Origin of the sequence: Paraburkholderia ribeironis, from assembly GCF_900019265.1 — a bacterium.
In the GTDB taxonomy this organism is placed as follows: Bacteria; Pseudomonadota; Gammaproteobacteria; order Burkholderiales; family Burkholderiaceae; genus Paraburkholderia; species Paraburkholderia ribeironis.
Genome location: NZ_CYGX02000034.1, coordinates 20489 through 33833, shown reverse-complemented (window position 1 = coordinate 33833; position 13345 = coordinate 20489). Strand labels below are relative to the sequence as shown.

13 protein-coding genes are annotated in these 13345 nt (G+C 62.5%); 11 read left to right on the top strand and 2 right to left on the bottom strand.

Translation table 11 applies throughout. The features are described from left to right. The first annotated feature begins 128 nt into the window (after nucleotides 1-128). The 7 genes from BN2475_RS16120 (at nucleotide 129) to eutC (ending at nucleotide 7380) form a co-directional block, all read left to right on the top strand. Nucleotides 129-521: a VOC family protein gene (locus BN2475_RS16120; protein ID WP_094780506.1), complete on the top strand. Its 393-nt coding sequence runs from the start codon at nucleotides 129-131 to the stop codon at nucleotides 519-521. 1 nt (nucleotide 522) lies between these two features. Beyond that, nucleotides 523-981 carry a MaoC family dehydratase gene (locus BN2475_RS16115; protein WP_094780505.1) on the top strand — a complete coding sequence of 153 codons (459 nt, stop codon included), beginning with the start codon at nucleotides 523-525 and terminating at the stop codon, nucleotides 979-981. Beyond that, a complete protein-coding gene (locus tag BN2475_RS16110; RefSeq protein WP_094780504.1) occupies nucleotides 981-2201 on the top strand; it encodes a CaiB/BaiF CoA transferase family protein in 1221 nt (406 codons plus the stop codon). Before BN2475_RS16115 ends, BN2475_RS16110 begins: the two co-directional genes overlap by 1 nt. Further along, nucleotides 2201-3034 carry a shikimate dehydrogenase gene (gene aroE, locus BN2475_RS16105; protein ID WP_094780615.1) on the top strand — a complete coding sequence of 278 codons (834 nt, stop codon included), beginning with the start codon at nucleotides 2201-2203 and terminating at the stop codon, nucleotides 3032-3034. The genes BN2475_RS16110 and aroE overlap by 1 nt, the downstream gene beginning before the upstream one ends. A 749-nt stretch (nucleotides 3035-3783) precedes the next feature. After that, entirely contained in the window at nucleotides 3784-5148 is a 1365-nt protein-coding gene (gene eat, locus BN2475_RS16100; protein WP_094780503.1) for an ethanolamine permease, read from the top strand. A 43-nt stretch (nucleotides 5149-5191) separates the two neighbouring features. Then, entirely contained in the window at nucleotides 5192-6586 is a 1395-nt protein-coding gene (locus BN2475_RS16095) for an ethanolamine ammonia-lyase subunit EutB (protein WP_094780502.1), read from the top strand. Then, nucleotides 6583-7380: an ethanolamine ammonia-lyase subunit EutC gene (eutC, locus tag BN2475_RS16090; protein WP_094780501.1), complete on the top strand. Its 798-nt coding sequence runs from the start codon at nucleotides 6583-6585 to the stop codon at nucleotides 7378-7380. Before BN2475_RS16095 ends, eutC begins: the two co-directional genes overlap by 4 nt. Before the next feature lie 33 nt (nucleotides 7381-7413). Here eutC and BN2475_RS16085 read toward each other — a convergent pair whose 3' ends face one another. Together BN2475_RS16085 and adh are read right to left on the bottom strand one after the other, a co-directional pair. Further along, complete coding sequence (locus BN2475_RS16085) at nucleotides 7414-7809, bottom strand: DUF779 domain-containing protein (RefSeq protein WP_094780500.1); 396 nt, start codon at nucleotides 7807-7809, stop codon at nucleotides 7414-7416. Nucleotides 7810-7874: 65 nt separating this feature from the next. After that, complete coding sequence (adh, locus tag BN2475_RS16080) at nucleotides 7875-9395, bottom strand: aldehyde dehydrogenase (protein ID WP_094780499.1); 1521 nt, start codon at nucleotides 9393-9395, stop codon at nucleotides 7875-7877. A 325-nt stretch (nucleotides 9396-9720) separates the two neighbouring features. Between adh and BN2475_RS16075 the strand changes: the two genes are divergently transcribed. From BN2475_RS16075 to dbpA, 4 genes are all read left to right on the top strand, one after another. Further along, nucleotides 9721-10785 (top strand): helix-turn-helix domain-containing protein, encoded by a 1065-nt coding sequence (locus BN2475_RS16075; RefSeq protein ID WP_094780498.1) that lies wholly within the window; start codon nucleotides 9721-9723, stop codon nucleotides 10783-10785. Between the two features lie 220 nt (nucleotides 10786-11005). Continuing rightward, nucleotides 11006-11437, top strand: coding sequence for a Cd(II)/Pb(II)-responsive transcriptional regulator (gene cadR, locus BN2475_RS16070; RefSeq protein WP_094780497.1), 432 nt, complete (start codon nucleotides 11006-11008; stop codon nucleotides 11435-11437). A 118-nt stretch (nucleotides 11438-11555) separates the two neighbouring features. Continuing rightward, nucleotides 11556-11756, top strand: a complete 201-nt coding sequence (locus BN2475_RS16065; protein ID WP_094780614.1) for a hypothetical protein — start codon at nucleotides 11556-11558, stop codon at nucleotides 11754-11756. A 35-nt stretch (nucleotides 11757-11791) separates the two neighbouring features. Continuing rightward, nucleotides 11792-13195, top strand: a complete 1404-nt coding sequence (gene dbpA, locus BN2475_RS16060) for an ATP-dependent RNA helicase DbpA (protein ID WP_094780496.1) — start codon at nucleotides 11792-11794, stop codon at nucleotides 13193-13195. The last annotated feature ends 150 nt before the right edge of the window (nucleotides 13196-13345 follow it).

Below are 13345 nucleotides of genomic sequence, written 5' to 3'. Positions count from 1 at the left end.
AAGCGCTAACTCCGGTCGACCGCTGAGGGCCTGGAGTAAGCGCTGAAGCGCCAACTCCAGTCAGACCTCAGCATGGGACCAGAGTAAGTGCTGAAGCACTAACTCTGGTCGACACCGGAGACAACCGCATGAACGGCAGCAAGGCCTATCTGGAACATGTCGCCCTCTGGGTGAAAGACATCCACTGGCACATCCGCTTTTTCGAAGACGTGTTCGGCATGACGATGCGCGAGATCGACGGCACCGTCGACGAACCGCGGCAGTACTGGACACTCGGCGGCTTGCAATTCATCCATAACCCGAACCACGACGCGCCTGAGGGCCGCCTTGGCCACCTCGGCGTGATGTGCGAAGACATGGAGGCAGCGCTGGCAGCCGCGCAGCAATACGACGTCAGCGAAATGCCACAGGGGCGCAACTGGTTGCGTCTGCCGGATGGCCTCGCCATCGAACTGATCCAGGCCAAGCCCGCGTCGTGCGTGGCGCGCGCACTGGATATCAACCCGCGTGCGGAGGTGTGAAATGACGATCGTCGATAAATACTGGGACGACGCCCGCGAAGGCGACCAATGCGTGAGCCCGACTTACACGGTAACGAAGCAACGCATTCTGGCCTACGCCGACCTCACCGGCGATCACACGCCAGTGCACGTGGACGAGGAATACGCCAACGCGAGTCACTTCGGTTCGATCGTCGCACACGGCCTGTTCGGACTGTCGATCGCCGATGGACTCAAGACGCAAAGCGAATATCGCTTCCTGCCCGGCATGTCGCTCGGTTGGACGTGGGACTTCAACCTGCCGATCAAGGTCAACGACGTGCTGCACGTCAAGTTCCGGGTCGGCGCGATGCGCGCGAGCAAGAGCCGTCCCGGCTGGGGCATCGTGGTGCTGCCGTCCGAACTGATCAATCAGGATGGCCAGGTGGTCCAGCATGGCGAGCATCGTCTGATGGTGCCGCGCCGGCCGGGAGCGTTCTGATGCAAGCACGTCCTCTCGAAGGTATTCGCGTCGTCGACTACAGCCACTTCCTGGCGGGTCCCTACGTGGGGCGCTGCCTCGCGGCGCTCGGCGCTGAAGTCATCAAGGTCGAACGTCCGGGCAGCGGTGACCCCGGACGTCAACACGCGACCGTGCTCGACGACGAGCAAAGCGGCTACTTCCTGCAACTCAACATGGGCAAGCGCGGCGTCAGCGTCAATATGCGGGACCCACGCGGCAAGGCGTTCATGCAGCGGCTGTGCGATTCGGCCGATGTATTCGTCGAGAACTATCGGCCCGGAGCGCTGAACAAGCTGGGGCTCGGCTATGAAGAACTGTCCACGCGCAATCCCGGGCTCGTCTACTGTTCGATTTCGGCCTACGGCCATACGGGACCGGATGCGCATCGCGCCGGTTTCGGTCTGATCGCCGAGGCGAAGAGCGGGATCATGCAGATGATCGGCAATCCCGGCGAACCGCCGCCGTTGATGCGCATTTCACTCGGCGACATGTACACGGGCATCCACGCGGTGGCGGCGATCAACGCCGCGCTGCTCGGTCGCGTGAAAAGCGGCCGGGGCCAGCACATCGACATGGCGCTGTATGACACGCTTGTGTCGATGCACGAATACGCGGTGCAGTGCTACACGATGCAAGGCATCGTGCCCGAGCAGGCCGGTCACGACATGCCGACCTCGACGCTCTATGGCGTGTTCCGTGCCGCCGATGGCGACCTCGTGATTGCGGCGCAGGTGGACGACGCGTGGCAGCGATTTGCCGCATTGGTCGAAGCGAACGATGGGCCGGCTGGCTTTGGCAACGACGCGCGTTTTCATACGCTCGGCGGTCGCAACGCGAATCGCGTGGAGATTCTGTCCGTCGTGCAGCCGTGGGTCGGGAGCCGACCGGTGGCGCAGGTGCTGGAACTGCTCGATAGCATCGACGTGCCTTGCGCGAAAGTGCAGCGCATCGACGAAGTGCTCGCCGATCCGCAGATCGTCGCTCGCGGCATGGTGGTCGAGCAGGAGCATCCGCGCTACGGCACGTTGCGCTTGCCGAACCTGCCGTTCCGCTTCTCCGGTTGCGACACGACGATTCGCGACGTCGCGCCGGATCTCGGTCAACACAACGTGGAAGTCGCACAGTCACTGGGCTTCGGTGCCGCCGAAATCGAAGCAATGCAAACCGACGGCGTGCTGTATTCGAAGATGAGGCCATGATGAGCGACCAATATGCGGTGATCGGCAATCCGATCGGCCACACGAAATCCCCGCTGATTCACGGTCTTTTCGCGCAAGAGACCCAGCAGGACATGTCCTATACGGCGATCGAAGGTCCACTGGAGCCGCAGGACGCTTTTGCCAGCACGGTGCGTGCATTCATCGCCGAGGGCGGCAAAGGCATGAACGTCACCGCGCCGTTCAAGCTGAAGGCGTTCGCGATGGCGGACGTTCGCAGCGAGCAAGCGGCACTGGCTGGCGCGGCGAACGCGCTCAGTTTCAAGGACGGCTGCATTGTCGCCGAGAACTTCGATGGCGTCGGCCTCGTGCGCGACATCGAAGTCAACCTCGACCTGCCGATGGCCGGCAAGCGCGTGCTGATACTCGGAGCAGGCGGAGCGGTTCGCGGGGCATTGCTGCCGTTTCTCGCAGCGCGACCCGCCGAACTGGTCGTCGTCAACCGGGACGTCGGGAAAGCGAAGGCGCTAGCTGCGCAAATCAACGCGGATGCATCGCTCGCCGCTTGCGGCTATGCTGAACTCGAAGCGATGGGGCGTTTCGACCTGGTGGTCAACGCCACATCGGCGAGCCTGACCGGCGAGTTGCCGCCGGTTCCGCCGAGCGTTTTCAGCCCGACGGGTGCGGCCTACGAACTCGCCTACGGCAAACGTCTCACGCCCTTCCTGCAACTCGCGCGCAACGTGGGCGTGCTGGGTCTGGCGGATGGCGTCGGCATGCTGGTCGAGCAGGCCGCGGAAGCCTTTGCGTGGTGGCGAGGCGTGCGGCCTCAGACACGCGCCGTGATCGACCGGCTGACGGTTCCGCTCGATTGAACGCGTGACGGCGATGAAAAGGAAGCAGGTCCTGATGCGACACGGCGTCAATCACAATGACCAAAAGTAGTGGATTGGCGATGGACCGTTACTCGCGTTGAAGATCCATCGCCTCGAAGTTGCTGGTGGTTATCTGCTCGCGACTCAACCAGCCCCAACTTATCCACACACCCCTCTGGACAACTTTTGTAAAAGCCACCTGAGAGATTGTGGGCGAAACCTTGATAAAGACGCCGGCGCACCAGGCCACAGAAAAGTTCTCCCTGGCTGCGCGTCGCTGTCCGCGATTGATTCGCAGGGTTATGGATTCCGCAGTCTTTTGATCCGTAAGCGAAGTTGCGGGTTATCCACAGCAGCTCGCGTTGCTTGTTAACTATTACTACGTATACATATACAAAGACTATAAAAACCAGAGAGGCATCCGGAAAGCGCTCTGCACGAGCGAGCACAGCGCAGGCAGAATGTCGAAGAAGCAAAGAAGAAAACAAGCTAACCAGCAAGACCATCCCCCTTGAAGCCAGCGGTTATCAGATCTCCATAACCAGATCCGCAAGCGCAGTTAAGCGCCCGCTAACACCTCATCGACCGCATCTTTGCCGAATTTCGATAACACCTCGAATAATGGCTCCCTACCATCGGCTGAAGCCTGTCCGCCGACGCACCGCAAAGCCTTGCGGCGTCGCGCAAGCGGCAACCTCAGGGAGCGTCCGGTGAAATCAGAGTCCAAAAGTCAGCACATCGGCAGCGTCATGCATCACGAACTGAAGCAGACGCTCGGTACATGGCAGCTATGGGGCATCGCGGTCGGCCTCGTCATTTCCGGCGAATATTTCGGCTGGAGCTACGGCTGGGCGAGCGCGGGCACGCTCGGCTTCATCGTCACGGCGATTTTCGTTGCCGCGATGTATACGACTTTCATTTTCAGTTTCACCGAACTCACCACGTCGATTCCGCATGCGGGCGGCCCCTTCGCGTACGCGCGCCAGGCGTTCGGCTCAACTGGCGGCTATCTGGCCGGCGCGGCCACGCTCGTCGAATTCGTGTTTGCGCCGCCGGCAATCGCGCTCGCGATCGGTGCCTATTTGCACGTGCAGTTTCCGGATCTCGAGCCGAAACACGCGGCAATGGGTGCGTATCTCGTCTTCATGGCGTTGAATATCGTCGGGGTGCAGATCGCGGCGGCCTTCGAACTGCTCGTGACGCTGCTCGCGATCTTCGAGTTGCTCGTCTTCATGGGTGTCGTGTCGCCTGGTTTCCGGTGGTCGAACTTCACGATGGGCGGCTGGTCTGGTGCAAACAGCTTCAGCATGGGTTCGTTCCATGGCATGTTCGCGGCCATTCCGTTCGCAATCTGGTTTTTCCTTGCGATCGAAGGCGTCGCGATGGCGGCCGAGGAAGCCAAAAATCCGCGGCGCTCGATTCCGATCGCCTACATCACCGGCATTCTGACTTTGGTCGTGCTGGCGCTCGGCGTGATGGTGTTCGCCGGCGCGGCAGGCGACTGGACCAAGCTGTCGAACATCAACGATCCGCTGCCGCAAGCGATGAAATTCATCGTCGGCGAGCACAGCGGCTGGATGCATATGCTCGTGTGGCTCGGCCTGTTCGGCCTCGTCGCGTCGTTTCACGGCATCATCCTCGGCTATTCGCGGCAGATCTTCGCGCTGGCTCGCGCGGGTTATCTGCCGGAGTGGCTCTCGACGGTGCACCCGCGCTTCAAGACTCCGCATCGCGCGATTCTCGCGGGTGGTGTGGTCGGCATCGCCGCGATCTACAGCGACGAGCTGATCCAGTTCGGCGGCCAGACGCTGACGGCAAACATCGTGACGATGTCGGTATTTGGCGCTATCGTGATGTATATCATCAGCATGATGTCGCTGTTCAAGCTGCGCCGCACGGCCCCTGACATGGAGCGCCCATTTCGCGCACCGCTGTTTCCGGTTTTTCCGGCGTTCGCGCTGGTGGCCGCGGTGATCTGTCTGGCGACGATGGTCTACTTCAATCTTCTGGTGGCGATCGTGTTCGCAATCTTTCTCGCGCTGGGCTACGTCTACTTCCTGTTGACGCGCCATCAACGCGACGCGGCGCCTGCGGACGTTTTGCTCGAAGAATGACCGGGCGAGCCGTTGCACACGCAGCGGCGATGGAGTCGTAAACATGAGCTATACCGAGTCGATCGGCAGCCGCACCTATCGTTTCGCCGATCTGAAAACGCTGCTCGCCAAAGCCAGTCCGCAACGTTCCGGCGATCAGCTCGCGGGCGTCGCGGCGGCAAGCGAGGAAGAGCGCGTCGCGGCCAAGATGGCGCTCGCGCAGCTGCCGTTGCGCACGTTCCTCAATGAGGCGCTGATTCCGTACGAGAGCGACGAGGTCACGCGGCTCGTGATCGACGATCACTCGCCGCAGGCATTCGCCGAGATCGCGCATCTGACGGTCGGCGATTTCCGCAACTGGCTGCTGAGCAGCACGACCGATGCCGACGCGCTCACGCGTGTCGCCGCTGGCCTGACGCCGGAGATGCTGGCGGCGGTTTCCAAGCTGATGCGCAACCAGGATCTGATCGCGGCGGCACGCAAGCGTCCGGTGATTACGCGCTTTCGCAACACGGTCGGGTTGCCGGGCCACATGTCGGTCCGTCTGCAACCGAATCATCCGACCGACGACGTCAAAGGCATCGCCGCGTCGATGCTCGATGGTCTGATGTACGGCTGCGGCGACGCGATGATCGGCATCAACCCGGCCAGCGACAATCTCGCCGCGATCACGAGACTTCTGCTGATGATCGACGAGTTTCGCCAGCGCTATCAGGTGCCCACGCAATCGTGCGTACTCACGCACGTCACCAGCACGATCGCCGCGATCGAAAAAGGCGCGCCCGTCGATCTGGTGTTTCAATCGATCGCGGGCACCGAGAAAGCGAACGCGGGCTTCGGCATTTCGCTGGCGTTGCTGCAGGAAGCATACGAAGCGGGACTGTCGCTGAAACGCGGCACGGTCGGCGACAATCTGATGTACTTCGAAACCGGTCAAGGCAGCGCGTTGTCGGCCGACGCGCATTTCGGTGTCGATCAACAGACCTGCGAAGCGCGCGCCTATGCGGTGGCGCGCAAGTTCAAGCCGTTTCTGGTCAACACGGTGGTGGGCTTCATCGGTCCGGAGTATCTGTACGACGGCAAGCAGATCACGCGCGCAGGTCTCGAAGATCACTTCTGCGGCAAGCTGCTCGGCGTGCCGATGGGCTGCGACATCTGCTATACGAATCATGCCGAAGCCGATCAGGACGATATGGACAACCTGCTGACGCTGCTCGGTGTGGCGGGCATCAATTTCATCATGGGCATTCCGGGCGCGGACGACGTGATGCTCAACTATCAAAGCACGTCTTTCCACGACGCGCTGTATGTGCGCGATGTACTGGGCTTGCGCCGCGCGCCGGAATTCGAAGAGTGGCTGGAGTCGATGCAGATCACCGATGCGCGCGGCGCGTTGCTGAGCGCCTCGACGCAACAACCACTGCTGGAAGGCGTGCGCGACTGGATGGGTATCGCATGAGCGACTTCCTCGACAAGAATCCGTGGAACGCGTTGCGGCAGTTCACCAACGCGCGCATCGCGTTGGGCCGCGCGGGCAGCAGCTTGCCGACGGAGCCGTGGCTCGCGTTCAACCTGTCGCATGCGCAGGCGCGCGACGCCGTGCATCATCCGCTCGATGCCGATGTGCTGCACGAGCAGTTGCGCGCGCAAGGCTTCGAGTCGCTCGATGTGCACAGCGCCGCGCCCGATCGCGAGCATTACTTGCGGCGTCCCGATCTCGGGCGGCGTTTATCGGCGGAGAGTCGTATGGCGCTCGCACAGATGTCGGCCCAGTCGAGCGATGTCGTGTTCGTCATCGGCGATGGTCTTTCGGCGTTCGCCGCGTCGAAGCAATCGATCCCGTTGCTGCAAGCCGTCCGCCCGGCACTCGCGGACTGGAAGATCGGTCCCGTGGTGGTCGCGCGTCAGGCACGCGTCGCGCTTGGCGACGAGATCGGCGAGTTGCTCAACGCGAAGATCGTGGTGATGTTGATCGGCGAACGGCCCGGTTTGAGTTCGCCCGATAGTCTCGGCATCTATCTGACGTACGCGCCGAAAGTGGGGTGCAGCGACGCGCAGCGCAACTGCATTTCGAACGTGCGTCCCGAGGGACTCGACTATCCCGTGGCCGCGCACAAACTGCATTACCTGCTGACCCATGCGCGTCGCCTGGGTCTCACCGGCGTTGGCCTGAAAGACGACAGCGATGCGCTGCTCGCCACTGCGCCCGCAACACCTGCCGTCAGCGACGATTCGAAGTCAGCCTCGACGTAAGCGACGGTCAAGCATCCCGATCAAGCATCGCGGTCAGGCATCGGCCCGTCGCACCGGATGCGTTTCCAGCCACGCGTTCTCGTCGTCTTCGAAAAGCCGCGAGCGCGTCAGGAACCGCAAGCCGCTGGGGCGCTCCAGCGAAAACATCCCGCCATTTCCCGGCACCACGTCGATGATCAATTGCGTGTGCTGCCAGTACTCGAACTGCGATTCGCTCATGTAGAACGGCACGCCGGCGATCGTCCCAAGTTTCACATCGGACGAGCCGACCATGAACTCGCTGCGGGGAAACATCATCGGCGCGCTGCCGTCGCAGCATCCTCCGGATTGATGAAACAGCACGTCTCCATGTTCGGCGCGCAACGCGTCGATTAACTCGATCGCGGCAGGCGTGGCGATCACGCGGGCGACTTCCTTCTCATCAGCCATCACATGTCCTCGCTGAAAAAAGAGCGAGCCGCACAAGGCGGCCCGCTCGAACAGAAGCGCTGCGCCTAGAAGAAACCGAGCGGCTTCTCGCTATAGCTGACGAGCAGGTTCTTGGTCTGCTGGTAGTGGTCGAGCATCATTCTGTGATTCTCGCGGCCGATGCCCGATTGCTTGTAGCCGCCGAACGCCGCATGCGCCGGATACGCGTGATAGCAGTTGGTCCACACACGGCCCGCCTGAATCTGCCGGCCGAAGCGGTATGCGCGCGTGCCGTCGCGTGTCCACACGCCGGCGCCCAGACCGTAGAGCGTATCGTTGGCGATCTCGAGCGCTTCTTCTTCGCTGCTGAAGGTCGTGACCGACACGACGGGCCCGAAGATTTCTTCCTGGAAGATGCGCATCCTGTTGTGGCCGCGGAAGACAGTCGGCTTCACGTAATAGCCCTTGCTCAATTCACCGCCCAGCATATTGCGTTCACCACCGATCAGGCATTCGGCGCCTTCCTGTTTGCCGAGATCGACATACGAGAGGATTTTTTCGAGCTGTTCCTGCGAGGCCTGCGCACCGATCATCGTCTTCGTGTCGAGCGGATGACCTTGCGCAATCGCGGCGACGCGCTTTAACGCACGCTCCATGAAACGATCGTAGATTTTCTCGTCGATCAGCACGCGCGACGGACACGTGCACACTTCGCCCTGATTCAGCGCGAACATCGCGAAGCCTTCGAGTGCCTTGTCGAAGTAGCTGTCGTCCGTGTTCATCACGTCGGCGAAGAAAATGTTCGGGCTCTTGCCGCCGAGTTCGAGCGTCACCGGAATGATGTTCTGGCTCGCGTACTGCATGATCAGACGACCCGTCGTCGTCTCGCCGGTAAACGCGATCTTGGCGATGCGCTTGCTGGAGGCGAGCGGCTTGCCGGCTTCGAGGCCGAAGCCGTTCACCACGTTCAGCACGCCTGCGGGCAGCAGGTCCTGAATCAGCTCGACCAGCACGAGAATCGATGCGGGCGTTTGTTCGGCCGGCTTGAGCACCACGCAATTGCCGGCCGCGAGCGCCGGCGCGAGCTTCCACACGGCCATCAGGATCGGGAAGTTCCACGGGATGATCTGGCCGACCACGCCGAGCGGTTCATGGAAGTGATAGGCGACGGTGTCGTCGTCGATCTCGGAGATCGAACCTTCCTGTGCGCGCACGGCGCCGGCGAAATAACGGAAGTGATCGATCGCGAGCGGGATGTCGGCGGCCATCGTTTCGCGCAGCGGTTTGCCGTTGTCGATCGTCTCGGCGACCGCGAGGCGTTGCAGGTTTGCTTCCATCCGGTCGGCGATGCGGTTCAGGATGTTCGCGCGATCGGTGGTCGAGGTTTTGCCCCACGCCGTTTTGGCGCGATGCGCGGCGTCGAGCGCGAGTTCGATGTCGGCTTCGCGCGAACGCGGGATCGACGTGAACGGCTCGCCGGTGATCGGCGACACGTTGTCGAAGTACTCACCGGCCACGGGCTTCACCCATTCCCCGCCGATAAAATTCGCATACTGCTTCTTGTACGGGAATTCGGTGGTCAGAAACTGCATCTCGGCATGATTCATCTGTGTACTCCTCACATGTTTGAATGAGCTGTTTGCGGCTTGATACTTCGCTTGGCCGTGACGGGCTAGAGCCAGAAGCGTGCCAATGCACTGCGCTGGTGATCCGTGCACGCGCGCCAGGCACCGGCGCGTAGCATCGCAGCTCGCGTTGTGCCAAACCGCGGCGATGGAGCGTGTCGTTTCTGATCAGCGCATGCTGTGCTGTTCAGGAATGGAACAGGGGACTTGCGCAAGCGGACCCCGCTGGGTGACAAACGCGGTCAGTGCATTCGGCATGGGACTTGCCTTGGTGTTGTCCTCGATATTCCGTTTGCACAGATCCGGTATGACGATCGACAACCGAAGCGACAGGCCGACCCGTTCCGCGCTCACCCCGCAGCCGAGCTTCTGCGTGCAGACCCGCGTCGCTCACGATGCCGACGAACAAGCCCGCAATCTCCATGGCTGGAGCCAGACTTATGACCAGTTGACCGCCGGATGTTTTGTAGGCGGCCTGACGGAGTGGTGCCTGGATGACATGCAGATATTCGTCGAGACCACCAGCCACACGTTGCGGCAAACCTGTGAAGTGCCGAAGGACGCGTACTGGTTCGGCATTCCGGCTTGCCGCGCCGGTGCGGGACTGATCGACGCGCAGGCGATTGCCGACGATGCGCTCGCGTTTCGTCCGGGCGGGATCGAGTTCGAGTTGCTGACGTCGGCGGCCTACGAAATTTTCGGTGTGGTGGTGAAGGGCGACATATTGCGCCGGTACGCGGCGCAAGTGGAGCGCGTGGATCTGGCCGATCCTGTGCCGGCCGCGGAGATCGTGCCGATCGGCATCGCGCGCAAGAAGCGGTTGTGCGCGTCGCTGCGCCAGTTGCTCGACGAGGGTGCGGCAAGCGGCACGCCGCTCGCCGCGCTCGCACGCGCCAATCTGCAGGCGACCGTGCTGGCATCGCTGTTCGACGTCGGTGCGTTGCCCGCTGTGAAGGCGGCCGCTGGGCCGGTTGTGAAGCCAGCGCATGCGCGCCGTCAGTCGATCGTAGCGGCAGCGCGCGACTACGCGCTGGCTCATCGCGAGCGCGCGGTGAGCGTGCCGGAGTTGTGTGAACGGCTGCACGTGAGTCGCCGTACGCTGCAATACTGCTTTCAGGATGTGCTCGACATGGCGCCGGCCACGTATCTGCGAGCGATTCGCCTGAATGGCGCGCGGCGCGATCTGTCGGCCGCGTCGCGCGAAGCGCGCTCGGTGCAGGACGTCGCGGCGGCGTGGGGCTTCTGGCATCTGAGCCAGTTCGCGACCGATTACCGGAAGCTGTTCGGTATGCGGCCTTCGGAAACCTTGAAGGCGGCAGGCGGCCATCGGGTTACGGATGAACGTTCATTGGCCCGTTCGCTCGCTCATTAGGGGCACGCGGATAACGCTCATTCTCCTCATGCCCGTCGTGGCGCTGGTCACCGGTTCCGGTTGCGACCATGTTCGTGTCCGTGAGCACAGGTTTTCGATCCGTTCGAAATGATCGGTTTCGGATTGGCTGACGCGACGCAAGGTGGCTTCCTGGCTCGATTTGTGGTCTAGTAAACACCTTGAAGCCACTACAAGGTCGCGGCCGCTATCCGGAGGGTCCATGAAGATCGGCGAATTGGCGAAAATCGCCCATTGCACGACGGAAACGATCCGTTTCTACGAAAAAGAGGGCTTGTTGCCCGAAGCGGGCCGCACCGAGGCCAATTACCGCAGTTATACGGCCAGGCACGTCGAACGGCTGCGCTTCATCCGCAATTGCCGTGCGCTCGACATGACCCACGACGAAATCCGCGCATTGCTGGATCTGACGGACGCACCGGCCGACGGCTGCGGCGCCATCAATGCGCTGATCGATGAGCACATCGCACATGTCGAGACGCGCATCGACGAACTGAAGCAACTGAGAGTGCAATTGGCCGCGCTGCGCGAGCAATGCCACGGCGAACAGGCCGTCGAGGACTGCGGCATCGTGCAAGGTCTGACCGAAATGGATGTGAGCGCGCCGCGGGCGCGGCATACGCATCTGGGTTGATGCCTGGCGCTTGACCTTTGACGCGCGCCGCTCGCGGTGCGGCGGCAGTCGCCCCATCATGGCTGGGCCGCTCGTGCGGCCAGCCCAACAAACCATCGAATCCAGTTGGAGAATCAACGTGTTTACCTGTAGAAACCAGTCCTGCGAAGCACAGTGGGAGCAGTCGGACGTCGTCATCAAGAACGAGGGGCAGGGGCTCCTGTTCCGTTGTCCGTTGTGCGGCGCGCGCAATTACGTCGAGCGTTTCGACGGGGACGACGGCTCGGTGCTGTACGAACAGATCGAAGGCCGCCCCGCGCCCGGCCCAATGGCCGAATAGTCTCCCGTCTTCAGTCCTTTGCGAACCCTTATCCAATGAACAGTCCCACCTCCGTCGGCGCGCCGTTCAGCCAGCTACCGCTGCCGGCCGCGACCCTCGCGAACCTGGCGCAGCTCGGCTACGTCGAGATGACGCCGATTCAGGCCGCCAGCCTGCCGATCGCGCTCGCCGGCCATGATCTGATCGCCCAGGCGAAAACCGGCAGCGGCAAGACCGCGGCGTTTTCGCTGGCGCTGCTCGCGCGCCTCGACGCGCGCAAGTTCGCCGTGCAGGCCATGGTGCTTTGCCCGACCCGCGAACTCGCCGATCAGGTCACGCAGGAAATCCGGCGTCTTGCGCGCGCAGAAGAAAACATCAAGGTGCTGACGCTGTGCGGCGGCACGCCGATGCGCCCGCAAACCGCGAGCCTCGAACACGGCGCGCACATCGTGGTCGGCACGCCGGGCCGCATCATGGATCACCTCGAGCGCGGCAGCCTGCCGTTGCCGTCGCTCAACACGCTGGTGCTCGACGAAGCCGACCGCATGCTCGACATGGGTTTCTTCGACGATATCGCGACCGTGGTGAAGCAATGTCCGAAAGAACGGCAAACGCTGTTGTTCTCGGCGACGTATCCCGAGGGCATCGTCAAGCTGAGCCAGCAGTTCCTACGGAATCCGAAGGAAGTGAAGCTTGCCGAGCGGCACGACGACAACAAGATCCGCCAGCGCTTTTATGAAGTAACCGAAGACGAACGCCTGCACGCGGTCGGTCAGTTGTTGAACCACTACCGTCCGGTGAGCACGCTGGCGTTCTGCAATACCAAACAGCAATGCCGCGATCTGCTCGAGGTGCTGCGCGCGCAAGGCTTTCATGCGCTCGCGCTGCATGGCGAACTCGATCAGCGCGAGCGCGATCAGGTGTTGATCCAGTTCGCGAACCGCAGCTGCTCGGTGCTGGTCGCCACCGACGTCGCCGCCCGCGGCCTCGACATCGCGCAACTCGAGGCGGTGATCAACGTCGATGTGACGCCGGACCCGGAAGTGCACGTGCACCGCATCGGCCGCACGGGCCGCGCCGATCAGGAAGGCTGGGCGCTGAGTCTGGCGAGCCTGGACGAGATGGGCCGTGTCGGCAGCCTCGAGCAGGCGCAAAAGCGCGAGGTCGAATGGCACAAGCTGTCCGAACTCCAGGCAGCGAGCAATGAGCCGCTACTGCCGCCAATGGAAACGCTGCAGATTCTCGGCGGCCGCAAGGAAAAGATCCGTCCCGGCGACGTGCTTGGCGCGCTGACCGGCGAGGCGGGTTTCGCCGGTTCGCAGATCGGCAAGATCAACGTGACCGATATGTCGACCTACGTGGCGGTGGAGCGCAGCATCGCCCGCGACGCGGTGCGCAAGCTCAGCGCCGGCAAGGTGAAGGGCAGGAAGGTCAAGGTCCGCAGGATGGACGAAGCCTGACCGGCAAGGGCGGTGGCGCGCGCACCCGTCCCCTGGCGCATCACATTGCGTCATACCTCTGCGGTTTGCCGGGTTCTTCGCGTGGCCCGGTTGTTCCCCGCAAATCGTGATCCCACCGGCCTTGCCCGTGGCGGCGCGGGTTCGCGCGAG

What these genes read in the sequence shown, in the direction of transcription:
- BN2475_RS16120 (WP_094780506.1), top strand. Translation starts at nt 129, where the DNA reads ATGAACGGCAGCAAGGCCTATCTGGAACATGTCGCCCTCTGGGTGAAA.
- BN2475_RS16115 (WP_094780505.1), top strand. Translation starts at nt 523, where the DNA reads ATGACGATCGTCGATAAATACTGGGACGACGCCCGCGAAGGCGACCAA.
- BN2475_RS16110 (WP_094780504.1), top strand. Translation starts at nt 981, where the DNA reads ATGCAAGCACGTCCTCTCGAAGGTATTCGCGTCGTCGACTACAGCCAC.
- aroE (WP_094780615.1), top strand. Translation starts at nt 2,201, where the DNA reads ATGAGCGACCAATATGCGGTGATCGGCAATCCGATCGGCCACACGAAA.
- eat (WP_094780503.1), top strand. Translation starts at nt 3,784, where the DNA reads ATGCATCACGAACTGAAGCAGACGCTCGGTACATGGCAGCTATGGGGC.
- BN2475_RS16095 (WP_094780502.1), top strand. Translation starts at nt 5,192, where the DNA reads ATGAGCTATACCGAGTCGATCGGCAGCCGCACCTATCGTTTCGCCGAT.
- eutC (WP_094780501.1), top strand. Translation starts at nt 6,583, where the DNA reads ATGAGCGACTTCCTCGACAAGAATCCGTGGAACGCGTTGCGGCAGTTC.
- BN2475_RS16085 (WP_094780500.1), bottom strand. Translation starts at nt 7,809, where the DNA reads ATGGCTGATGAGAAGGAAGTCGCCCGCGTGATCGCCACGCCTGCCGCG.
- adh (WP_094780499.1), bottom strand. Translation starts at nt 9,395, where the DNA reads ATGAATCATGCCGAGATGCAGTTTCTGACCACCGAATTCCCGTACAAG.
- BN2475_RS16075 (WP_094780498.1), top strand. Translation starts at nt 9,721, where the DNA reads ATGACGATCGACAACCGAAGCGACAGGCCGACCCGTTCCGCGCTCACC.
- cadR (WP_094780497.1), top strand. Translation starts at nt 11,006, where the DNA reads ATGAAGATCGGCGAATTGGCGAAAATCGCCCATTGCACGACGGAAACG.
- dbpA (WP_094780496.1), top strand. Translation starts at nt 11,792, where the DNA reads ATGAACAGTCCCACCTCCGTCGGCGCGCCGTTCAGCCAGCTACCGCTG.